This is a genomic window from Microbacterium sp. NPDC091382 (genome assembly GCF_044757025.1).
In the GTDB taxonomy this organism is placed as follows: Bacteria; Actinomycetota; Actinomycetes; order Actinomycetales; family Microbacteriaceae; genus Microbacterium.
The window spans coordinates 408,689-430,835 of record NZ_JBIVUD010000002.1 but is presented as its reverse complement, the minus strand read 5'-3'; the positions used below and the strand labels follow the sequence as shown (position 1 = coordinate 430,835).

Annotated in this window: 20 protein-coding genes and 1 tRNA gene; 19 read left to right on the top strand and 2 right to left on the bottom strand. The window is 69.4% G+C overall.

Features of this window, described 5'->3' with window-relative positions:
• Nucleotides 1-2: 2 nt before the first annotated feature.
• From fmt to pyk, 16 genes are all read left to right on the top strand, one after another.
• On the top strand, nt 3-935 hold the full coding sequence (gene fmt / locus ACIQLK_RS09555) for a methionyl-tRNA formyltransferase (RefSeq protein WP_400364489.1): 933 nt from the start codon (nt 3-5) through the stop codon (nt 933-935).
• Nucleotides 932-2,287: an RsmB/NOP family class I SAM-dependent RNA methyltransferase gene (locus ACIQLK_RS09550; RefSeq protein ID WP_400364487.1), complete on the top strand. Its 1,356-nt coding sequence runs from the start codon at nt 932-934 to the stop codon at nt 2,285-2,287. The genes fmt and ACIQLK_RS09550 overlap by 4 nt, the downstream gene beginning before the upstream one ends.
• 15 nt (nt 2,288-2,302) lie before the next feature.
• A complete protein-coding gene (gene rpe, locus ACIQLK_RS09545) occupies nt 2,303-2,986 on the top strand; it encodes a ribulose-phosphate 3-epimerase (protein WP_400364485.1) in 684 nt (227 codons plus the stop codon).
• 55 nt (nt 2,987-3,041) lie between these two features.
• Nucleotides 3,042-3,305, top strand: coding sequence for a phosphoribosyl-ATP diphosphatase (locus ACIQLK_RS09540; protein ID WP_400364484.1), 264 nt, complete (start codon nt 3,042-3,044; stop codon nt 3,303-3,305).
• 45 nt (nt 3,306-3,350) lie between these two features.
• Nucleotides 3,351-4,193 (top strand): ATP phosphoribosyltransferase, encoded by an 843-nt coding sequence (gene hisG, locus ACIQLK_RS09535; RefSeq protein WP_400364482.1) that lies wholly within the window; start codon nt 3,351-3,353, stop codon nt 4,191-4,193.
• 1 nt (nt 4,194) lies between these two features.
• Entirely contained in the window at nt 4,195-4,959 is a 765-nt protein-coding gene (gene hisF / locus ACIQLK_RS09530) for an imidazole glycerol phosphate synthase subunit HisF (RefSeq protein WP_400364480.1), read from the top strand.
• The gene (gene hisI, locus ACIQLK_RS09525) at nt 4,956-5,315 is read left to right on the top strand and encodes a phosphoribosyl-AMP cyclohydrolase (RefSeq protein WP_400364478.1); all 360 of its coding nucleotides are present in this window, start codon (nt 4,956-4,958) and stop codon (nt 5,313-5,315) included. Before hisF ends, hisI begins: the two co-directional genes overlap by 4 nt.
• A complete protein-coding gene (locus ACIQLK_RS09520) occupies nt 5,312-5,896 on the top strand; it encodes a Trp biosynthesis-associated membrane protein (protein WP_400364476.1) in 585 nt (194 codons plus the stop codon). The genes hisI and ACIQLK_RS09520 overlap by 4 nt, the downstream gene beginning before the upstream one ends.
• Before the next feature lie 95 nt (nt 5,897-5,991).
• Nucleotides 5,992-6,219 (top strand): DUF6704 family protein, encoded by a 228-nt coding sequence (locus tag ACIQLK_RS09515; RefSeq protein WP_400364475.1) that lies wholly within the window; start codon nt 5,992-5,994, stop codon nt 6,217-6,219.
• A 1-nt stretch (nt 6,220) separates the two neighbouring features.
• The gene (trpC, locus tag ACIQLK_RS09510; protein WP_400364473.1) at nt 6,221-6,997 is read left to right on the top strand and encodes an indole-3-glycerol phosphate synthase TrpC; all 777 of its coding nucleotides are present in this window, start codon (nt 6,221-6,223) and stop codon (nt 6,995-6,997) included.
• Nucleotides 6,994-8,253: a tryptophan synthase subunit beta gene (gene trpB, locus ACIQLK_RS09505; protein WP_400364472.1), complete on the top strand. Its 1,260-nt coding sequence runs from the start codon at nt 6,994-6,996 to the stop codon at nt 8,251-8,253. The genes trpC and trpB overlap by 4 nt, the downstream gene beginning before the upstream one ends.
• Nucleotides 8,250-9,050, top strand: coding sequence for a tryptophan synthase subunit alpha (trpA, locus tag ACIQLK_RS09500; RefSeq protein WP_400364470.1), 801 nt, complete (start codon nt 8,250-8,252; stop codon nt 9,048-9,050). Before trpB ends, trpA begins: the two co-directional genes overlap by 4 nt.
• A gap of 10 nt (nt 9,051-9,060) precedes the next feature.
• A complete protein-coding gene (gene lgt / locus ACIQLK_RS09495; RefSeq protein ID WP_400364469.1) occupies nt 9,061-10,032 on the top strand; it encodes a prolipoprotein diacylglyceryl transferase in 972 nt (323 codons plus the stop codon).
• Nucleotides 10,033-10,085: 53 nt separating this feature from the next.
• Nucleotides 10,086-14,690, top strand: coding sequence for a glutamate synthase large subunit (gltB, locus tag ACIQLK_RS09490; RefSeq protein WP_400364468.1), 4,605 nt, complete (start codon nt 10,086-10,088; stop codon nt 14,688-14,690).
• Complete coding sequence (locus ACIQLK_RS09485; RefSeq protein ID WP_400364467.1) at nt 14,683-16,149, top strand: glutamate synthase subunit beta; 1,467 nt, start codon at nt 14,683-14,685, stop codon at nt 16,147-16,149. Before gltB ends, ACIQLK_RS09485 begins: the two co-directional genes overlap by 8 nt.
• A gap of 42 nt (nt 16,150-16,191) precedes the next feature.
• On the top strand, nt 16,192-17,640 hold the full coding sequence (gene pyk, locus ACIQLK_RS09480) for a pyruvate kinase (protein ID WP_400364466.1): 1,449 nt from the start codon (nt 16,192-16,194) through the stop codon (nt 17,638-17,640).
• 72 nt (nt 17,641-17,712) lie between these two features.
• Here pyk and ACIQLK_RS09475 read toward each other — a convergent pair.
• Nucleotides 17,713-17,795 (bottom strand) — tRNA-Leu (locus ACIQLK_RS09475).
• A 57-nt stretch (nt 17,796-17,852) separates the two neighbouring features.
• Here ACIQLK_RS09475 and ACIQLK_RS09470 point away from each other — a divergent pair.
• Nucleotides 17,853-18,476 carry an ANTAR domain-containing response regulator gene (locus ACIQLK_RS09470; RefSeq protein ID WP_064002042.1) on the top strand — a complete coding sequence of 208 codons (624 nt, stop codon included), beginning with the start codon at nt 17,853-17,855 and terminating at the stop codon, nt 18,474-18,476.
• A gap of 10 nt (nt 18,477-18,486) precedes the next feature.
• Nucleotides 18,487-18,999 carry a GNAT family N-acetyltransferase gene (locus tag ACIQLK_RS09465; RefSeq protein ID WP_400364465.1) on the top strand — a complete coding sequence of 171 codons (513 nt, stop codon included), beginning with the start codon at nt 18,487-18,489 and terminating at the stop codon, nt 18,997-18,999.
• A 6-nt stretch (nt 19,000-19,005) separates the two neighbouring features.
• Here the strand turns inward: ACIQLK_RS09465 and ACIQLK_RS09460 are convergent, their stop codons facing one another.
• Nucleotides 19,006-19,437 (bottom strand): hotdog fold thioesterase, encoded by a 432-nt coding sequence (locus ACIQLK_RS09460; protein ID WP_400364463.1) that lies wholly within the window; start codon nt 19,435-19,437, stop codon nt 19,006-19,008.
• Between the two features lie 82 nt (nt 19,438-19,519).
• Here ACIQLK_RS09460 and polA point away from each other — a divergent pair, with 82 nt between their 5' ends.
• Nucleotides 19,520-22,147, top strand: coding sequence for a DNA polymerase I (gene polA, locus ACIQLK_RS09455; RefSeq protein ID WP_400364462.1), 2,628 nt, complete (start codon nt 19,520-19,522; stop codon nt 22,145-22,147).

The following is a 22,147-nucleotide window of genomic DNA, read 5'->3' as shown; positions in this document are numbered from 1 at the left end:
GAATGCGCGTCGTTTTCGCCGGAACCCCCGAACCGGCCGTCCCCTCCCTCCGCGCTCTTGCCGCGTCCTCTCACGAGGTCGTCGGCGTCGTCACGCGGCGGGACGCTCCCCTCGGACGCAAGCGGGTTCTGACACCCTCGCCGGTGGCCACGGCCGCGGATGACCTGGGTCTTCCCGTCATCAAGGCCGACCGCCTCGATGACGCCGCGACAACCGAGATCGCTGCGCTGGGCGCCGACCTCGGTGTGATCGTCGCGTACGGGGGCCTCGTCCGCGAGCCCCTCCTGTCCGCTCCGGCCCACGGCTGGATCAATCTGCACTTCTCGCTCCTGCCGCGCTGGCGCGGTGCCGCACCCGTGCAGCACGCCCTCATCGCGGGCGACCGGGTCACCGGGGCCGCGGTCTTCCAGCTGGTCCCTGCCCTCGACGCGGGCGACGTCTTCGCCGAGCTGCGCTACGACGTCCCTCGCGGCGCCACGGCCGGAGACGTCCTCGACGACCTCGCCACGTCCGGCGCCGACCTCGTGACCGCAGTCGTGGACGCGATCGCCGATGGCAGCGCGGTCGCGACGCCTCAGGAGGGTGAGCCGACCCTCGCACCGAAACTGAGTCAGGCGGATGGTGCCCTCGACTTCCGGGAGCACGCCGATCGCGTGCTGGACCGCTTCCGGGGCACGACGCCGGAGCCGGGCGCGCACGCCTCGCTCGACGGGCAGCGCGTGAAGATCCTCGCCGCCCTGCGGGGCCCCGACGCAGAGTTGGCCCCCGGTCGGGTCGCCCTCGTCGGTCGAGACGTCCTCGTCGGCGCGGGGGAGGGGAGCGTTCTCCTGCGCACGGTGCAGCCCGCCGGCAAAGGCGCCATGAACGCTGCCGACTGGTGGCGGGGGCTCCGCTCCGACGCCCCGCAGCTCGATCTGCCCGGAGCGGCGTCATGACCGCCGCCCGCGACGTCGCGTACGCGGTCATCCGCTCCGTCGGCGAGGACGACGCGTACGCGAATCTTCTCCTCCCGCGCGAGCTGGAACGCGCTCGGCTGTCCACGGCCGACGCCGCGCTCGCGACGGAGCTCACGTACGGCACGCTCCGGCGTGTGGGGACGTACGACGCGATCATCGAGATCGCGGCGTCCCGCCCGGTCTCCGGTATCGACGCCCCCGTCCTCGACGCGCTGCGCCTCGGGACGCATCAACTCCTCGCCACCCGGGTCCCCGCGCACGCCGCCGTCCACGAGACGGTCGACCTCGTCGGACGTGAAGCCGGTCGGCGGGCGACCGGCTTCGCGAACGCGGTCCTCCGCCGCGTGTCGGAGCGGGGCGAGGAGGAGTGGCTGTCACGGATCGAGGATGCCGCCCGCTCCGACGACGAGCGGCTCTCCGTCCGCTATGCGCACCCCGTCTGGATCATCCGGGCATTCCGGCGTGCCCTGGCTGCGGAGGGGAGAAGCGACGAGCTCCTCGACCTGCTGGCCGCCGACAACGCCGCTCCCACGGTGACGCTCGCGGCCCTCCGGGGTGTCAGCACGGTGCCGGAGGATGCGGAGCGCACCCCGTTCTCGCCGATCGGGTTCCGACTCGCCGGTGGTGATCCGGAGCGGATCGTCAGGGGGTCGGGCGGCGCCGTTCGCGTGCAGGACGAGGGCTCCCAGCTCGCCGCGCTCGCGCTGTCGCGTGCTCTTCCCGTGAGGGCAGGGGAGACGTGGCTGGACCTGTGCGCCGCGCCGGGCGGCAAGACCGCGGTCCTCGCGGCCGAGGCAGCTGCGGCAGGCGCCGCCCTCGAAGCCAACGAATTGTCGTCTGCACGCGCCCGACTGGTCCGCCAATCCGTCGCGGCTGTACCGCTGGACGTGCCCGTGTCCGAGGAGGACGGTCGCACGCGGGCGGGCCGCGGGGTTTACGACAGGATCCTCGTCGATGCGCCCTGCACGGGTCTCGGTGCGCTCCGGCGCCGCCCCGAAGCCCGCTGGCGAAAAGGCCCTGCGGACGTCCCCGATCTGTCCCAGCTGCAGACCGAACTGCTGACGGCTGCCATCGACGCGCTCGCGCCCGGCGGCGTTGTCGCCTACGTCACGTGTTCGCCCCACCTCGCCGAGACGGCGGGGGTCGTGGCCGAGGTGGAGCGCCGCTTCGGCGACGCCCTGAGCCAGCTCGACGCGCGTCAGGTCCTTCGTCGGGTCGCCGGCGACGACATCGACCTCGCCGAGCCCGGGGACGGCGCGGGTCGCGCCCAGCTGTGGCCCCATCGGCACGGCACCGACGCGATGTCGATCTGGCTTCTCCGGAAGAACTGACCGGGCACCGGGATAATGGCTGACGTGGCCGACTCCGACGTACGCATCAACCCCAGCATCCTCGCCGCCGACTTCGTGAACATGCAGGCGGAGCTCGCCCGCATCGCATCGGCAGACTTCGTCCACGTCGACGTCATGGACAACCACTTCGTCCCGAACCTGACGTTCGGGCCGCAGATGGTCCAGCGCATCCAGGCGACGAGCCCCGTGCCTCTCGACGTGCACCTGATGATCAGCGACGCCGACCGCTGGGCCCCCGAGTACGCCGAGATCGGTGCCGCGTCCGTCACGTTCCACCTCGAGGCCGCCGCCGAGCCGGTCGCCCTCGCCCGTCGCCTCCGGCGTATCGGTGCGCGCGCCGGTGTGGCGGTGAAGCCCGCAACCGCCGTCGAGCAGCTGTTCGAGGTGCTCGACGAGTTCGATCAGATCCTCGTGATGACCGTCGAACCCGGTTTCGGCGGTCAGAGCTTCATGGCGGATCAGATGCCCAAACTCCGCCGCCTCGCCGACGAGGCCCGCCGTCGCGGGTCGCAGGTGTGGCTGCAGGTCGACGGCGGCATCGGGGAGTCGACGATCGCGCACGCAGCGGATGCCGGTGCCGACACGTTCGTGGCGGGCTCCGCCGTCTTCGGGGCCGACGACCCCGGCGCGGCGATCAGCGCGCTCCGCTCGGCCGCGGCATCCGCTCACCGACACTGACGCCTGAGCGTCGCGAGGGACCGGCCGGGATGGACGGGCCGGTACCCTGGAAGGTGTGAAGACCTTCGACGCACTGTTCTCCGAGCTGAGCGATACGGCGACGACCCGTCCGGAGGGATCCGGCACCGTCGCGCAGCTGGACCGAGGCGTCCACGCGATCGGGAAAAAGATCGTCGAAGAGGCGGCCGAGGTCTGGATGGCCGCCGAGTACCAGTCCGACGCCGAGACGGCCGAGGAGATCTCGCAGCTGCTCTACCACTTGCAGGTGATGATGCTCGCGAAGGGCCTGACGCTCGAGGACGTGTACCGACATCTCTGATCGGCCCTCGTGACGTCCGCCCACCTCCACACCGAAAGACGCTCCATGCTGCGCATCGCCGTCCCCAACAAGGGCATGCTCGCCGAAACCACCGCAGGGATGCTCGCCGAAGCCGGGTACACCGGCCGCCGCGACCCCAAGGACCTGCACGTCATCGACCCGGTCAACGACGTCGAGTTCTTCTACCTCCGTCCCAAGGACATCGCGACCTACGTCGGCTCGGGCGCCCTCGACGTCGGCATCACGGGCCGCGACCTCCTGCTCGACGCCCGGATGCCGGGTGCCCGCGAGATCGAACAGCTCGGCTTCGGCGGCTCCACGTTCCGCTTCGCCGGTCCTCCCGGGCGCTTCACGGAGCTGTCCGACCTCGACGGACTGCGCGTCGCGACCGCGTACCCCGGCCTCGTCGACGCCTACCTCGACGAACACGGGGTGGCGGTCGATCTCGTGCCGCTGGACGGTGCGGTCGAATCAGCCGTCCAGCTCGGTGTGGCGGATGCCGTCGCCGACGTCGTCTCGACCGGCACGACGCTCCGTCAGGCGGGCCTGGAGATCTTCGGCCCCGTCCTCCTGGAATCCGAGGCGGTCCTCATCGGCGCACCGACGGAGGCCGACGGCACCGAGACCCTCCTGCGTCGCCTGCGCGGCGTCATGGTCGCGCGGCGTTACGTCCTCATCGACTACGACCTGCCCGCGCACCTCGTCGACGACGCGGTGGCACTCACACCGGGCATCGAATCGCCGACGATCTCGCCGCTGCGCGATCCGGAGTGGGTGGCCGTCCGCGTGATGAGCCCGCGCAAGACCGTCAACCAGGTCATGGACGCGCTCTACGAGATGGGCGCCCGCGCGATCCTCGTGACCGCGATCCACAACGCGAGGCTCTGAGGTGTCGCTCGTCTGCCGGGTCATCCCGTGCCTCGACGTCGCGGCGGGCAAGGTCGTGAAGGGCGTCAACTTCGAGAACCTGCGTGAGATGGGCGACCCCGTCGAACTCGCCCGGCGGTACTACGAGCAGGGTGCCGACGAGATCACGTTCCTCGACGTGACGGCGACCGTCGACGCCCGCGACACGACGTACGACGTCGTGCAGCGGACCGCCGAGCAGGTCTTCATCCCGCTGACCGTGGGGGGCGGAGTCCGGTCGGCCGAGGACGTCGCACGACTCCTCGGCGTCGGCGCCGACAAGGTCGGGGTCAATTCCGCGGCGATCGCCCGGCCAGAGCTTCTCGGCGAGATCGCCGACCGCTTCGGTTCGCAGGTCCTCGTGCTCTCGCTCGACGTCAAGCGAGCTCCCGGCACGCCCTCCGGTTTCGCCGTCACGACGCACGGCGGGCGCACGCTGACCGACCTCGACGCGCTCGCCTGGGCGCGCGAGGCGATCGAGCGCGGCGCAGGGGAGCTGCTGGTCAACTCGATCGACGCGGACGGCACGAAGGACGGTTTCGACCTCGAGCTCGTCTCGCTCATGCGCGAGGCCTCCTCGGTCCCGGTGATCGCCTCCGGCGGGGCGGGGGATGCCGCGCACTTCGCCCCGGCGATCGACGCCGGCGCCGACGCGGTGCTCGCGGCATCCGTCTTTCACTCCGGACAGCTGACGGTCGCGGACGTGAAGCAGGCCCTCGTCGCCGAGGGCGTGGAGGTCCGCCGATGACCCGGTCGATCGAGGAACGCATGTCCCGCGTGGTCTACAACGCGGACGGCCTCGTGCCCGCAATCGTGCAGCAGCACGACACCCGCGAGGTGCTCATGCTCGGGTGGATGGATGCCGAGGCCCTCCGCCGCACCCTCACAGAGGGACGCGTGACGTTCTGGTCGCGCTCCCGACAGGAGTACTGGCGAAAGGGCGACACGTCGGGTCACGCCCAGTTCGTGAAAGGCGTCCGGCTCGACTGCGACGGCGACACCCTGCTCGTGAGCGTCGAGCAGGTCGGTGCCGCATGCCACACCGGCGACCGCACGTGCTTCGACGCCGACGACCTCGAGCCCGTCGTCGGCGAGTTCTCGTGACCGAGACGACCTCGCGACGGACACGGCTCACGGCCGTGCTCGCGATCCTCGTGGGCGGGGCCATCGGCATCATCGGATCGACCCAGACATGGCTCGACGCGACTGTCGACGACGGTTCGGCGGTCCCGATCGCGGTCCCGGGGACCGACGCTCTCGCCGTGGTCGCACCGCTGAGTCTCGCAGCCCTCGCGCTGGCGCTCGCCCTCACGATCGTCGGACGTGTCCTGCGCTACGCCTTCGCGGTGATCGCGGTCGCGCTCGGCGCGGGACTCGGGTGGGGCGCGTTCCGGATCGCGGCCCAGCGTCCCGTCGACGCCGTCGCGGGGCCCGTCACGGATGCGACGGGTCTGAGTGGCGAACAGGGCATCGCCTCGATCGTGTCCGAGATCACGGCGACACCGTGGCCGGCGGTGACGGTCGCGGCATCCGTCCTCATCGTTCTCGGCGGGATCGTCGCGCTCGCGACCGCTCATCGCTGGACGAGCGCCGGCCGCAGATACCGGACCGACCGCACCAGTGGGCCCCGGGACAGCATCGACTCCTGGGACGATCTGTCCCGGGGCGAGGACCCGACCACCTGACCCCGCGCGGGGCAGGGCGGGGTGCGCGCCCCGCTAGACTGGTGGAGCGGCTCCGGCCGACCCAGAGAACCCGTGCTTCGCATCGAAGGAGAACTATGAGCGGCATCGAGGACCCCGGCCACGGACACTCCCCGGCGGCGTGGACGACGGTCATCATCATGCTCGTCGCCGTGACGATCGGCACCGTCTTCTTCTTCCTCGACATGCCCTTGTTCGTGTGGCTCTCCGTCGTCCTGCTGGTCGTCGGGCTCGTTGTCGGGTACATCATGACCAAGGCCGGCTACGGCGTCGGCGGGTCGAAGACCGTCACGAAGCAGCACTGACGTGCTCGCCGACCTGATGGCCGGCGCGGTGGAGGATGCACGAGAGCGGGAGTCGATCCGCCCTTCGGCGGTCGTCGAGAAGCTCGCCCTGACGCAGCCCCCCGCGATCGATGCCCTGGCTGCCCTCGCGCCCGCCGATCGGGTGAAGATCATCGCCGAGGTGAAGCGTGCGAGCCCCTCGCGCGGCGACCTCGCCGACATCCCCGATCCCGCACTGCAGGCGCGCCGATACGAGTTGGGCGGCGCGTCCGCCATCTCGGTGTTGACCGAAGCGCGGAAGTTCAAGGGCTCCCTCGCCGACCTCGAAGCCGTGCGTGCCGCCGTCACCCTTCCCGTCCTCCGCAAGGACTTCGTCTCGACGCCCTACCAGGTGTTCGAGGCTCGCGCCGCCGGCGCCGACCTCGTGCTCCTCATCGTCGCCGGGTTGGAGCAGAACGTCCTCGCCGAGCTCTACGGCCTCATCCAGGACCTCGGCATGACGCCGCTCGTCGAGACGCATTCCGCCGAAGAGCTGGCGCGCGCGAACGACATCGGCGCGCGTCTGATCGGCGTCAATGCACGCAACCTCTCCACGTTCGAGCTCGACCGCGACCTCTTCGGCCGGCTCGTCCCCGAGATTCCCGAGGGTGTGATCAAGATCGCCGAGTCCGCGGTCCTCGCACCCGCCGACGTCGCGCACTACCGCGCCGCGGGTGCCGACGTCGTCCTGATCGGCGAAGCGCTCGTCACGAACGACCCCGTGTCGACGCTCGCCTCGTTCCTGGAGGCAGGTTCATGAGTCTGCGCGCAGCCGCGGGTCCCTTCTTCGGCGAGTTCGGCGGGCGCTACATGCCCGAGTCGCTCATCGCCGCCATCGACGAGTTGACAGCCGTCTACGAGGACGCCAAGGCGGACCCGGAGTTCGCCGCGGAGTTCGCGCGCCTGCTGAACGTGTACGCGGGCCGGCCCTCGGCGCTGACCGAAGTGCCGCGGTTCGCCGAGCACGCCGGCGGGGCGCGGGTGTTCCTCAAGCGCGAGGACCTCAACCACACCGGGTCGCACAAGATCAACAACGTGATCGGCCAGGCGCTCATCACGAAGCGCCTCGGCAAGAAGCGCGTGATCGCCGAGACCGGAGCGGGGCAGCACGGCGTCGCCACGGCGACGGCCGCCGCGCTGTTCGGCTTCGAGTGCACGATCTACATGGGCGAGGTCGACACGGAGCGCCAGGCGCTGAACGTCGCGCGCATGCGCCTGCTGGGTGCCGAGGTCATCCCGGTCACGACGGGCTCCCGGACGCTGAAGGATGCCATCAACGAGGCGTACCGCGACTGGGTCGCATCCGTCGACACGACCAACTACATCTTCGGGACGGCCGCAGGCCCGCACCCGTTCCCGGCGATGGTCCGGGACTTCCAGAAGGTCATCAGCGAGGAGGCGCGTCAGCAGCTCCTCGATGAGATCGGCAGGCTCCCCGACGCGGTCGTCGCGTGCGTGGGAGGCGGATCGAACGCGATCGGCATGTTCGACGCCTTCCTCGATGACGAGGGCGTCGCGCTTTACGGTGTCGAGGCAGCCGGTGACGGCGTCGACACGCCGAAGCACGCGGCATCCATCGAACGCGGTCGCCCCGGCATCCTTCACGGCGCGAAGACCTTCGTCCTGCAGGACGAGGACGGTCAGACGACGGAGTCGCACTCCATCTCCGCCGGCCTCGACTATCCGGGCGTCGGCCCCGAGCACGCGTGGCTCGCGAGCATCGGCCGGGCGCAGTACATCCCCGCGACCGACACCGAGGCGATGGAGGCGCTGCGTCTGCTGAGCCGCACGGAGGGGATCATCCCCGCGATCGAATCCGCGCACGCCCTGGCGGGCGCTCTGCGGATCGGTCGGGAGCTCGGACCAGAGGGCGTCATCGCGATCAACCTCTCCGGTCGCGGCGACAAGGACATGGACACCGCCGCCCGGTGGTTCGAGCTGTACGACGCCGACAAGGAGCCCGTGGAGGTTCCCGCCGACCCCGAGCACGGCAGCGGCGAAGGAGTAGAGCTGTGACATCTCGCGTCTCGGCAGCGATCTCCGCGGCGAAGGATGGCGGGCGCGGAGCATTCGTCGGCTACCTGCCGATCGGCTACCCCGATCTGCAGACGAGCATCGACGCCGCCGTGGCTCTGGCCGAGAACGGCGCGGACATCCTCGAGCTCGGTCCACCGTACTCGGATCCCGTGATGGACGGCGTCGTCATCCAGGAGGCGACGCAGGCGGCCCTCGCCGCGGGCTTCCGCTTCCGCGACACCTTCACGGCGGTCCGCGCGATCGCCGAGCGGGTCGACGTCCCCATCGTCGTCATGACCTACTGGAACCCGGTGTTCCAGTACGGCGTCGACCGCTTCGCCGACGAGCTCGCCGCTGCCGGCGGTGCCGGTCTCATCACGCCGGACATCACGCCCGATGCCGCCGCCGATTGGATCGCGGCGTCGGAGCGCACCGGCCTCGACCGCATCTTCCTGGCCGCGCCATCCTCCACCGAGGAGCGCCTCGAGATGATCGCCCAGCATTCCACGGGCTTCGTCTACACCGTCTCGACCATGGGGATCACGGGGGAGCGGGCGGAACTGGATGCCGCGGCGCGCGCGCTCGTGGAGCGTCTCCGCGCCCACGGTGTCGAGAACGCCTGCGTCGGCATCGGCATCTCCACCGCCGATCAGGTCGACGGCGTCCTCGACTACGCGGACGGCGCGATCGTGGGGACGGCTCTGGTCCGCGCGCTGCGAGACGGCGGCGTGGACGGCCTGGCCGCCACGGCGCGCGAGCTGTCGCAGGGCGCAGGACCGCACGCCGCCACCGCGTAGACTCGCCGTCGTGACTTCTGCAGCCCTCTCCGTCGTCGCGAGCATTCCCAGCCCGCCGATCAGTTCGTTCCAGCTCGGCCCGCTGACGATCCACTTCTACGCCCTCTGCATCCTGGCGGGCATCGTCGTGGCGACCTTCTGGACCAACCACCGCCTCACCAAGCGCGGTGCGGAGCCGTGGGTCGTCATCGACATCGCCCTGCTCGCGGTCCCCTTGGCCATCATCGGCGCGCGCATCTTCCACGTCTTCACGCACCCGGGCTTCTACTTCGGCGAGGGCAAGGACATCTGGGCGATCTTCCGGATCTGGGAGGGCGGCATCGCCATCTTCGGTGCCCTCATCGGCGGCGCCATCGGCGCGTGGCTCGGCTGCAAGTGGAGCGGAATCCGGTTCTGGAGCTTCGCCGATGCCCTCGCGCCGGCGCTCCTGCTCGCTCAGGCGTTCGGACGCTTCGGCAACTGGTTCAACCAGGAGCTCTACGGTCTGCCCACCGACCTGCCGTGGGGTCTGCAGATCGACTACCCGAACTCGGCGTGGCCTGCAGGCCTGCCGGAGGGCACCCTCTTCCACCCGACGTTCCTCTACGAGGTCATCTGGAACGTCATGGGTGTCATCATCATCGCCGCCGCCGGCCGTCGGTTCCGGTTGCAGTGGGGTCGCCTGTTCGGCCTCTACCTGACGTGGTACTCCGCGGGGCGCATCGTCTGGGAATCCATCCGCATCGACCCGAGCGAGGTCTTCCTGGGGCTCCGCACCAACGTGTGGGCCGCGATCCTCGGCGTCGTCGTGGGTCTGGCCATCATGATCGTGCAGAAGCGTCGCCACCCCGGCCTCGAGCCGTCGCCGTACCAGCCCGGTCGCGAGTGGACCCCTCCGGGCGAGGTACACTCGCAGGGAACCGATGACTTCGTGGACGTGAGCGCACCCCCCGCGTCCGAAGAATCCTCCGGTGGGGCCACAAGCTCCCTCACCACCCGATAGCACCGCAGGGCCGACGTCGTCCCAGGTTGAGCACCCATGTGAGGACGGTAGGCATGCCCTCGAGCTCCCGTCACGAAGACACCACGACCCGGCCGGCCGGGACCGTTCCCGGTGGTTCGTTCCCTGCGAAGCAGGGGATGTACAACCCGGCGTTCGAAAAGGACGCCTGCGGTCTCGCGATGGTCGCAACCCTCCGCGGCGAGGCGGGCCACGACATCGTGGACCTCGCCCTGACCGCGCTCCGCAACCTCGAGCACCGTGGTGCCATCGGTTCGGATGCCGGGACGGGTGACGGTGCCGGCATCCTGACCCAGATGCCCGACGCCTTCCTGCGCGCCGTCGTGGACTTCGAGCTCCCCGCGGCCGGCGAGTACGCCGCAGGACTGGCATTCCTGCCGACGGATCACGACGAGCGCGCGTCCCAGAAGGCGGCCGTCGAGGCCATCGCGGAGAGCGAGGGCCTGACCGTCCTCGGCTGGCGCCCCGTGCCCACGGCGGATGAGAACCTCGGCAAGCTCGCGTTCAACGCGCAACCCGTGTTCGAGCAGCTCTTCGTCTCGCGGCCCGCTGTCGGCGACGCGGCCGCGCTGTCGGGCATCGCGCTCGACCGTCGCACCTATCGCCTGCGCAAGCGGGCGCAGCACGAGCTCGACGCGTATTTCGTCTCGCTGTCGAGCCGCACGCTCGGCTACAAGGGGATGGTGACGACGCTCCAGCTGGAGCCGTTCTACCCGGACCTGCAGGACGAGCGGTTCGCCACCGAACTCGCCGTCGTGCACTCGCGGTACTCGACGAACACCTTCCCGTCGTGGCCGCTCGCCCAGCCGCTGCGGATGCTCGCGCACAACGGCGAGATCAACACCGTCAACGGCAACCGCAACTGGATGCGGGCGCGTCAGTCGCAGCTCGAGTCCGAGCTCCTGGGCGACATGTCGCCGCTCCTGCCGATCTGCAGTCCCGGCCAGAGCGACTCGGCGTCCTTCGACGAGGTTCTCGAGCTCCTCACCCTCACGGGGCGGAGTCTGCCCCACGCCATCATGATGATGGTCCCCGAGGCCTACGAGAAGCAGGCGGACATCCCCGGCGACCTGCGCGCCTTCTACGAGTACCACTCGATGCAGATGGAGCAATGGGACGGCCCCGCCGCCCTCATCTTCACCGATGGATCGCTGGTGGGTGCGACCCTCGACCGCAACGGTCTCCGTCCGGGGCGCTGGACCGAGACGACGGACGGACTCGTCGTCATCGGCAGCGAGACCGGTGTGCTCGACTTCGAGCCCCAGCGGATCAAGCGCCGCGGCCGGCTCCAGCCGGGACGCATGTTCGTCGTCGACACGGCTCAGGGCCGCATCGTCGAGGACGAGGAGATCAAGCGGGATCTCGCTTCCCTGCACCCGTGGCAGGAGTGGCTCGACGAGGGTCGCGTGCGCCTCAAGGATCTGCCCGAGCGCGAGCACATCGTGCACCCGATCGCTTCGATCACGCGCCGTCAGCGCACGTTCGGCTACACCGAGGAGGAGGTGCGCATCCTGTTGACCCCGATGGGTCAGACGGGAGCCGAACCCCTCGGTGCGATGGGATCGGACACACCGATCGCCGTCCTGAGCGAGCGCCCGCGGCTGCTGTTCGACTACTTCGTGCAGCAGTTCGCGCAGGTCACGAACCCGCCGCTGGACTCGATCCGCGAGGAGGTCGTCACCTCGCTCGGTCTCGGACTCGGACCCGAGCGGAACCTGCTGGCATCCGGCCCCGATCACACCCGGGTCATCACGCTCGACTTCCCGGTCATCGACAACGACGAGCTGGCGAAGCTGCAGAACATCGATCGCGCCCTGCCGGGTCGCCGGTCGATCACGATCCGCGGTCTGTACCGCGCCGACGCCGATGCGGACTCGCTCCGGTCGCGGCTCGACGAGATCTGTGCCGAGGTGGACGCCGCCATCGCCGACGGTGTCGAGTTCATCATCCTGAGCGACCGCGACTCGACATCGGACCTCGTGCCGATCCCGTCGCTGCTGACGCTGTCGGCCGTTCACCACCACCTCATCCGCAACGAGAACCGCATGAAGGTGGGGCTCGTCGTCGAGGCGGGCGATGTTCGGGAGGTCCACCACGTCGCGACCCTCATCGGTTACGGCGCGTCAGCGGTCAACCCGTACCTCGCGATGGAGACCGTCGAATACCTGGTGCGCGCGGGCTACATCACGGGTCTCGAGCCCGAGAAGGCCGTCCGGAACCTGATCTACGCCCTCGGCAAGGGCGTCCTGAAGATCATGTCGAAGATGGGCATCTCGACCGTGTCCTCCTACGCCGGCGCGCAGGTCTTCGAGGCGGTGGGGCTGTCGCAGGACTTCATCGACACGTACTTCACCGGCACCGAGACCAAGCTCGGCGGTATCGGTATCGAGGAGATCTCGCGCGAGAATCTGGCGCGTCACGAGTTCGCGTACCCCGCCGATCAGGCGGTGCGCGCCCACGAGCGTCTGTGGACGGGTGGCGAGTACCAGTGGCGCCGCGACGGGTCCCCGCACCTGTTCAACCCCGACACGGTGTTCCGGCTGCAACACGCGACGCGCACCCGCCGTTACGACATCTTCCGCGAGTACACGCAGCTGGTCGACGACCAGGCGACAGAGCTGAAGACCCTCCGGGGACTGTTCCGACTCAAGACCGGCACGCGCCCGGCGATCCCGATCGACGAGGTCGAACCGGTGTCCTCGATCGTCAAGCGTTTCTCGACCGGCGCGATGAGCTACGGCTCCATCTCGCAGGAGGCTCACGAGACCCTCGCGATCGCGATGAACCGCCTCGGCGCGAAGTCGAACACGGGGGAGGGCGGCGAGGACGTCGACCGCCTCCTCGACCCCGAGCGCCGGAGCGCGATCAAGCAGGTCGCATCGGGGCGTTTCGGTGTGACGAGCATGTACCTCACGCACGCCGACGACATCCAGATCAAGCTCGCCCAGGGCGCCAAGCCGGGCGAGGGAGGTCAGTTGCCGCCCGGCAAGGTCTATCCATGGATCGCGCGCACGCGCGGCGGGACGCCCGGCGTCGGCCTCATCTCGCCGCCGCCGCACCACGACATCTACTCGATCGAGGACCTCAAGCAGCTGATCTTCGACGTGAAGCGCGCCAACCCGTCCGCACGGGTACACGTCAAGCTGGTCAGCCAGTCCGGGATCGGGGCGGTCGCGGCCGGAACGGCCAAGGCCCTCGCCGACGTCATCCTCGTCTCGGGACATGACGGTGGGACGGGCGCCAGCCCGCTGAACTCGCTGAAGCACGCGGGAACGCCGTGGGAGCTGGGTCTCGCCGAGACGCAGCAGACGCTCATGATCAACGACATGCGAGGGCGCGTGGTCGTCCAGGCGGACGGGCAGCTCAAGACCGGCCGCGACGTGCTCATCGCCGCGCTCCTGGGCGCCGAGGAGTTCGGCTTCGCGACGAGCGCGCTCGTGGTCGAAGGCTGCATCATGATGCGCGTGTGCCACCTCGACACCTGCCCGGTGGGCGTCGCGACGCAGAACCCCGAACTGCGCAAGCGGTTCACGGGGAAGGCGGAGCACGTCGTGAACTTCATGGAGTTCATCGCGCAGGAGGTGCGCGAGTACCTCGCCGAGCTCGGCTTCCGTTCGATCGAGGACGCCGTCGGCCACACCGAGGTCCTCGACGTCCAGCCCGCCGTCGACCACTGGAAGGCGTACGGTCTCGACCTCTCGCCGATCCTCCACGGGCCGGCCTTCGGCGACGACGCGCCGCGGCGCCGCGTCCGCGAGCAGGACCACGAGCTCGAAGAGCACTTCGACGTCGCTGTGCTCGATCGTGCCCGCGACGTCATCGAGCACGGCGGTCACCTGGAGATCGACCTGCCGGTGCGCAACACCGAGCGCGCCGTCGGGACCATGCTCGGCCACCACGTGACGAAGGCGCACGGCGAGAACGGGCTCCCGTCCGGGACGATCGAGGTGAACCTCACCGGATCGGCGGGTCAGTCCTTCGGCGCGTTCCTCCCATCGGGGATCACGCTGCGTCTCGAGGGCGATTCGAACGACTATGTCGGCAAGGGGCTCTCGGGCGGGGAGATCGTCGTCCGACCTCCGCGGACCGCCGCCTTCGACGCTTCCCAGAACGTCATCGCCGGGAACGTGATCGGCTACGGCGCCACCCAGGGATCGATGTTCCTCCGGGGCGTCGTCGGCGAACGCTTCCTCGTGCGCAACTCCGGCGCGACCGCGGTCGTCGAGGGTGTCGGGGACCACGCCCTCGAGTACATGACCGGCGGTCTCGCCGTCATCCTCGGCGCGACCGGCCGCAACCTCGGTGCGGGCATGTCCGGCGGGTCGGCGTACATCTACAAGCTCGATCGCGCGCTGATCAACCGTGAGGCCCTCGCAACCGGTGAGCTGGAGCTCCTCGACCTGGGTGCCGGCGACGTCGAGATCCTTCGGGACCTCCTGAACCGTCATGTCGAGGAGACCGGGTCCGACCTGGCCGAGCGGTTGCTCGCGAACCTCGACACCGATGCGGCGAACTTCACCCGCGTCCTGCCGCGCGACTACGCGGCCGTCCTGAAAACCCGCCAGGAGGCGGCCGCCGAGGGGTTGGACCCCGACAGCGACGTCGTCTGGAACCGCATCCTGGAGGTGACCGGTGGCTGACCCGAAGGGCTTCCTCAAAGTCACCGAGCGCGAGCTCCCGCCGCGCCGGCCCGTTCCCGTACGCATCATGGACTGGAAAGAGGTGTACGAGCAGGGCGACCAGGCCGTGCTCCGTCGCCAGGCGGGTCGCTGCATGGACTGCGGCGTCCCGTTCTGCCACCAGGGATGTCCGCTCGGCAACCTGATCCCGGAGTGGAACGACCTCACGTGGCGCGGTGAAGGCCGCGCGGCCATCGAACGGCTCCACGCGACGAACAATTTCCCGGAGTTCACCGGTCGCCTGTGTCCCGCCCCGTGCGAGAGCTCGTGCGTCCTCGGCATCAATCAGCCCGCCGTCACGATCAAGCAGATCGAGGTCTCCACGATCGACGAGGCGTTCGCGCACGGCTGGGTCGAGGCCGAGCCGCCCGGACGCCTGACGGGCAAGACCGTCGCCGTCGTCGGGTCGGGCCCCGCCGGACTCGCCGCTGCGCAGCAGCTGACCCGCGCGGGGCACACGGTCGCCGTGTACGAGCGCGACGATCGCATCGGCGGCCTGCTGCGCTACGGCATCCCGGACTTCAAGATGGAGAAGCGTCACCTCGAGACGCGACTGCGTCAGATGCGCGACGAGGGCACGCGGTTCCGCGCCGGTGTCGAGATCGGCAAGGACCTGTCGTGGGCGGACCTCCGGGCTCGCTACGACGCCGTCGTCGTCGCGACCGGCGCCACCGTCCCGCGCGACCTGTCGATCCCCGGTCGCGATCTCGATGGCGTCCACTTCGCGATGGAGTACCTCGTCGAGTCGAACAAGGCTGTGGCGGGCGATCAGGTGCCGCACCAGATCCACGCCGAGGGCAAGCACGTCATCGTCATCGGCGGCGGCGACACGGGTGCGGACTGCATCGGCACGGCGCACCGACAGGGTGCGCTGAGCGTCACCAACCTCGCCATCGGCAAGCAGCCGCCCGAGTCGCGGCCCGACCACCAGCCGTGGCCGATGATGCCGACCCTCTTCGAGGTCGCGTCCGCGCACGAAGAGGGCGGGGAGCGCTCCTACCTCGCGTCGACGGTCGAGTTCCTCGGAAACGAGGCGGGGGAGGTCCGGGCCCTGCGCGTCGCCGAGACCGAGTTCCTCGACGGCCGTCGCGTCCCCAAGAGCGGCACCGAGCGGGAGATCCCCGCAGATCTCGTCCTCATCGCGATGGGCTTCACCGGTCCGGAGCGCCCGGCGCTCGAGCAGCAGCTCGGTGCCGTGTTCACCTCGAACGGCAATGTCGAGCGGGCAGACGACTGGCAGGCGACGGCACCGGGTGTCTTCGTGGCCGGCGACGCCGGGCGCGGCCAGTCCCTCATCGTCTGGGCGATCGCAGAAGGACGCGCGGCGGCTTCGGCCGTCGACGAGTACCTCATGGGATCGACCAGCCTCCCGGCGCCGGTCCGACCGACCGACGTCGCGATCGGTCTCCAGCACGCCTAGGCTGGAACCGTTCCCACATCACTACCCGACGGAGCTATTTCTGTGAGACGCGCGAAGATCGTCGCCACTCTGGGTCCCGCCACCGAAAGCTACGAGATGGTTCGAGCCATCATCGATGCCGGTGTGGACGTGACCCGCTTCAACCTCAGCCACGGTGACTACGCCGACCATGACGCCCGACTGGCGAACGTGCGCAAGGCGGCGGACGACGCCGGCCGTGCCGTCGCCGTCCTCGTCGACCTGCAGGGCCCCAAGATCCGGCTCGGCCGGTTCGCCGAAGGTCCCCACTTCCTCGCCGTCGGCGACGTCTTCAAGATCACGACCGAGGACATCGCCGGAACCAAAGAGATCGTCGGCACGACCTTTAAGGGGCTGCCCGAGGACGTCCAGAAGGGCGACTACCTCCTGATCGACGACGGCAAGGTACGTGTCCAGGTCACGGGCGTCGACGGACCGGTCGTCACGACCGAGGTCATCGTCGCCGGCTACGTGTCCAACAACAAGGGAATCAACCTCCCGGGCGTCGCTGTGAACGTCCCGGCGCTGTCCGAGAAGGACGAGGCCGACCTCCGCTGGGGTCTGCGTGCCGGTGCCGACATCATCGCGCTCTCGTTCGTGCGCAACGCCGCCGACGTGACCCGTGTTCACGAGATCATGGCGGAGGAGGGCCGCAAGGTCCCCGTCATCGCCAAGATCGAGAAGCCGCAGGCTGTCGAGGCCCTCGAGGAGATCATCGACGCCTTCGACGGCATCATGGTCGCCCGTGGCGACCTCGGCGTGGAGCTGCCGCTCGAGGCCGTTCCGATCGTGCAGAAGCGCGCGGTCGAGCTCTGCCGCCGCATGGCGAAGCCCGTCATCGTGGCCACGCAGATGCTCGAGACGATGATCGAGAACCCGGTTCCCACCCGTGCCGAGACCAGCGACGTCGCGAACGCCGTCCTCGACGGCGCGGACGCGGTCATGCTCTCGGGCGAGACGAGCGTGGGCAAGCACCCGGTGGGCGTCGTCGAGACGATGGCCCGCATCATCGACGCGACCGAGACCCACGGTCTCGAGCGCATCCCCCCGCTGACGGCCAAGCCTCGCACGCAGGGTGGCATCATCACCCTCGCCGCGAACGAGGTCGCCGAGTTCGTCGAGGCGAAATACATCTGCCTCTTCACGGAGTCGGGTGACACGGCTCGTCGCATGTCGCGGTTGCGCTCCGGCATCCCGATGCTCGCCTTCACCATCGAGCCGGCGATCCGTCGCCGGATGGCCATGACCTGGGGCATCCAGTCCGCGCTCGTCGAGCACGTCGCGCACACGGACCTCATGTTCCTTCAGGTGGACGACTACTTTCTGTCGCGCGGCCTCCTCGAAGAGGGCGACAAGGTCGTCGTGATCTCCGGGTCCCCTCCCGGAATCATCGGTGCGACCAACGACATCCGCATCCACAAGATCGGCGACGCCGTGCACGGCAAGGCCCCGATCTACAAGGCGGAGAGCTGACCGCACGCCCGTGATGCACGAAACGGCGTCCCCTCACAGGGGGCGCCGTTTCGCTGTGTCGTCTCACTGTCGTGCCGGTGGTGGGAGTCGAACCCACACGCCCTTTCGGGCAACCGAGTTTGAGTCGGTCGCGTCTGCCATTCCGCCACACCGGCTTGAGCCTCAACGACGATACCGCAGGATGCGGGTGCGCCCTGGCCTAGGATGGACGAGTGACTGAGCAGGAACCCTCCACGGCCCCCCAGGCAGCTCCCGCTCCGCGACGCGTCGTCGTCGCGGAGGATGAGTCGCTGATCCGCCTCGACATCGTCGAGATCCTGCGCGACAGCGGCTTCGACGTGGTCGGCGAAGCGGGTGACGGCGAAACCGCCGTCCAGCTGGCGACCGAGCTCCGCCCGGACCTCGTCATCATGGACGTGAAGATGCCGATCCTCGACGGCATCAGCGCTGCCGAGAAGCTCAGCAAGAACCACGTCGCGCCGGTCGTCCTGCTCACCGCCTTCAGCCAGAAGGAGCTCGTAGAGCGGGCGAGCGAGGCCGGCGCACTGGCCTACGTCGTCAAGCCGTTCACCCCGAACGACCTGCTGCCTGCGATCGAGATCGCCCTGGCGCGCTACGAGCAGATCATCACGCTCGAGGCCGAGGTCGCCGACATGGTGGAACGCTTCGAGACCCGCAAGCTGGTGGACCGGGCCAAGGGCCTGCTCAACGAGAAGATGGGCCTGTCCGAGCCCGAGGCGTTCCGCTGGATCCAGAAGGCGTCGATGGATCGTCGCCTCACGATGCAGGACGTCGCCAAGGCGATCATCGAGCAGCTCGCGCCGAAGAAGTCCTGACGCCTCCGTCATGCTCGACGAGCTCGACCTTCCCGTAGTGCTCGCATCGCGGAACGGTTCGGTGCGGCTGCGGGGCGCGATGCAGGACGACCTCGATGCGATCGTGGCGCTGCTGTCGGACGACCCGGTTAGTGCCGGCCGGGGCGACGTGGCCGCGGCGGAGGACCGTCGACTCTATCTCCGTGGCCTGACGCGTATCCTGGACTCGGACAGCAACGACGTGCTGGTCGCGGAGCGAGACGGCCGCGTCATCGCGACGATGCAGCTGACGGTGATCCCCGGAATGGCGCGCCGCGGCAGCACGCGACTCCTGGTCGAGGCTGTGCGCGTCGCGAGCGCGGAGCGCTCCGCGGGGATCGGCGCCGCGATGATGACGTGGGTCGCCGACGTCGCCGCATCTGCCGTGGGAGCAACCCTCGTGCAGTTGACGTCGGATGCCGCGCGCACCGATGCCCATCGGTTCTACACGCGGCTGGGGTTCGTCGACTCGCACATCGGCTTCAAGCTCGCCGTCTCGCGCTGACTCGGATCAGGATGCCGGCAGGTCCCGCACCATGTTGGTGATCCGGACCGTCGAGCACCGGCGACCCTGGTCGTCCGAGACGACGATCTCGTGGACGGTGAGGCTGCGGCCGAGGTGGAGCGGAGTGCAGACCCCGGTGACCCAGCCCTCGGTCGCCGACCGGGTGTGCGTCGCGTTGATGTCGATGCCCACGGCGAGTCTGCCGGGACCGGCGTGCAGGTTGGCGTGCATGGAGCCGAGGGACTCGCCGAGGACGACGTAGGCGCCGCCGTGCAGCAGGCCGACGGGCTGCGTGTTGCCGGCCACCGGCATCCGCGCGATCGCCCGTTCCGGGGTGAACTCGGTGAACTCGATGCCCATCTTCTCGGCGAGGGCTCCCATGCCGCGGTCGGCCGCCCACTCGAGCGCGTCGGAGGGGAAGGACGCGGACTCGGGCATGGCGATTCACCTCGCGGATCGAGCGGCGCCGACGGGGCGCCGCGGGGGAGTCGATGTCGCGGGCCCGAACTAGGCTGGTCGGGTGAGCGACTCCGCAAAGCCTACTCTGCTCGTCGTCGACGGCCACTCGCTGGCCTACCGGGCGTTCTACGCGCTCCCGGTCGACAACTTCTCGACGAAGGACGGCCAGCACACCAACGGGATCTACGGCTTCCTGTCGATGTTCGTGAACCTGGTCAAGGCCGAGAAGCCGACGCATCTGGCCGTCGCGTTCGACACCTCGCGGCAGTCGTTCCGGACCCGGGTCTACGAGGAGTACAAGGCCAACCGGTCGGAGTCACCCGCGGAGTTCAAGGGGCAGATCCCGCTGCTGCAGGACTGCCTCGCCGCCATGGGTGTGCCTGTCCTGACGAAGGAGGACGTCGAAGCCGACGACATCCTCGCGACGCTCGCGACGCGCGGGGTGGAGAGCGGTTACGACGTGCTCGTCTGCTCCGGTGACCGGGACACGATCCAGCTCGTGACCGACGACGTCACGCTGCTCTACCCGAGCGTCCAGGGCGTCTCGCAGCTCAAGCGCTACACGCCCGAGGCGGTCGTCGAGAAGTACGGCCTCCCGCCCGAGAACTATCCCGACATCGCGGCGCTCGTCGGCGAGACCAGTGACAATCTCCCCGGCGTCCCGAAGGTCGGCGAGAAGACCGCCGTCAAGTGGATCACGCAGTTCGGGACGCTGGACGCGCTGCTCGAGCGTGCCGACGAGATCAAGGGGGTCGTCGGCGGCAACCTCCGCGAGCACCTCGACGACGTCCGCCGCAACCGTCAGCTGAACCGGCTGCTCCGCGACGTCGAGCTCGAGTACGCACCGGAGGATCTTGCCGTCCGTCCGCTCGATACGCAGGCCGTCCGCGACATCTTCGCGCGGCTCGAATTCCGCACCCTCCTGCCGCGCGTTTTCGAGGCGTTCAACGCGACCGATGAGCCGCCGGCGCCCGAGGTGTCGGCTCCCGAACCGCAGCAGACGGATGGCGCGGCCCTGGCCGCGTGGCTCACGCAGCAGACGGGCGAACTGGCTCTGACGGTCACCGTCGCCGGCGGCCTGCCGACGCGTCTCGGCGTCGCGACGTCGGAGACGGTGCACGAGATCGACTGGGACGACAGCGCTCGCGAGACGCTGGTCCCCTGGCTCGAAAGCGACGCACCGAAGGTCATGACCGACGCGAAGCCGCAGGTGAAGGCTCTCCGTCGCGCCGGTGTCCGGCTGAGCGGTCTGACCTTCGACGTCCTGCTGGCGGGCTGGCTGCTGCGTCCGAGCCTGCCCGACAAGACACTCGCCGACCTCGTCGACCGCTACCTCGACGAGAAGCTCCCCGAGGCCGACCCGTCCCAACTGGTTCCCGAGACGGAGGGCGCGACGCCCGGCCAACTGGCATGGTTCGCGCTGCGGGTGGCCGAGGCCGAACGTGCCGAGCTCCCGGCCCCTGTCGGCGCCGTCCTGACCGACATCGAGCTCCCCTCCTTGGACGCTCTGGCAGACATGGAGCTCGCCGGTGTCTCGGTCTCGCGCGAGAAGCTCGCCGGGTTCTCGGGGGAGCTCGCGGCCCGCGCCGATGCGATCGCGCAGGAGGCGTACGGCATCATCGGCCGCGAGGTGAACCTGGGTTCGCCGAAGCAGCTTCAGGAGGTGCTGTTCGACCAGCTGGAGCTGCCGAAGACCCGCAAGACCAAGACGGGGTACTCGACGGATGCCGCCGTCCTCGCCGACCTGCAGGACTCCCACCCGCATCCCTTCCTCGGTCTTCTCCTGCAGCACCGCGAGGCGACCAAGCTCCGTCAGATCATCGAGTCGCTGACCGTCGGCATCGCCGACGATGGCCGCATCCACACCACCTACGTGCAGACCGGCAGTCAGACGGGTCGCCTCTCGAGCACCGATCCGAACCTGCAGAACATCCCGATCCGCAACGAGGAATCCCGGCGGATCCGTGCGGCGTTCGAGGTCGGCGAGGGCTACGAGACGCTGCTGACGGCGGACTACTCGCAGATCGAGATGCGCATCATGGCGCATCTGTCGGGCGATCCGGGACTCATCGAGGCGTTCAACTCGGGGGAGGACCTGCACCGTTTCGTCGGTGCCCGCGTGTTCGGCGTCGACCCCGGCGAGGTGACCGCTCCGATGCGCACGAAGGTGAAGGCGATGTCGTACGGCCTCGTCTATGGTCTGAGCGCCTTCGGGTTGTCGAAGCAGTTGCGCATCGAGCAGTCGGAGGCGAAGCAGCTCATGCTCGAGTACTTCGCCCGGTTCGGCGCGGTGCGCGACTATCTGCGCTCCTCTGTCGAGCAGGCCCGGATCGACGGCTACACCGAGACCATCTTCGGTCGCCGCCGTCCCTTCCCCGACCTGACCAGCCCGAACCGCGTACTCCGCGAGAACGCGGAGCGCGCTGCGCTCAACGCCCCGATCCAGGGCAGTGCCGCCGACATCATGAAGATCGCGCTCGTCGAGATCCACGGTGACCTCCGCGAGAAGGAGCTGGCGTCTCGCGTCCTCCTGCAGATCCACGACGAACTCGTCGTCGAGGTGGCGACGGGGGAGTGGGACGCGGTCGAGGAGATCGTCCGGACCCGGATGGGTGACGCGGCCGCGCTCTCGGTCCCGCTCGATGTGCAGATCGGGCGCGGGAGTCACTGGGACGAGGCGGCTCACTGA

What these genes read in the sequence shown, in the direction of transcription:
- gltB (WP_400364468.1), top strand. Translation starts at nt 10,086, where the DNA reads ATGCCCTCGAGCTCCCGTCACGAAGACACCACGACCCGGCCGGCCGGG.
- rpe (WP_400364485.1), top strand. Translation starts at nt 2,303, where the DNA reads ATGGCTGACGTGGCCGACTCCGACGTACGCATCAACCCCAGCATCCTC.
- fmt (WP_400364489.1), top strand. Translation starts at nt 3, where the DNA reads ATGCGCGTCGTTTTCGCCGGAACCCCCGAACCGGCCGTCCCCTCCCTC.
- ACIQLK_RS09515 (WP_400364475.1), top strand. Translation starts at nt 5,992, where the DNA reads ATGAGCGGCATCGAGGACCCCGGCCACGGACACTCCCCGGCGGCGTGG.
- hisG (WP_400364482.1), top strand. Translation starts at nt 3,351, where the DNA reads ATGCTGCGCATCGCCGTCCCCAACAAGGGCATGCTCGCCGAAACCACC.
- trpB (WP_400364472.1), top strand. Translation starts at nt 6,994, where the DNA reads ATGAGTCTGCGCGCAGCCGCGGGTCCCTTCTTCGGCGAGTTCGGCGGG.
- ACIQLK_RS09465 (WP_400364465.1), top strand. Translation starts at nt 18,487, where the DNA reads ATGCTCGACGAGCTCGACCTTCCCGTAGTGCTCGCATCGCGGAACGGT.
- ACIQLK_RS09460 (WP_400364463.1), bottom strand. Translation starts at nt 19,437, where the DNA reads ATGCCCGAGTCCGCGTCCTTCCCCTCCGACGCGCTCGAGTGGGCGGCC.
- ACIQLK_RS09550 (WP_400364487.1), top strand. Translation starts at nt 932, where the DNA reads ATGACCGCCGCCCGCGACGTCGCGTACGCGGTCATCCGCTCCGTCGGC.
- hisI (WP_400364478.1), top strand. Translation starts at nt 4,956, where the DNA reads ATGACCCGGTCGATCGAGGAACGCATGTCCCGCGTGGTCTACAACGCG.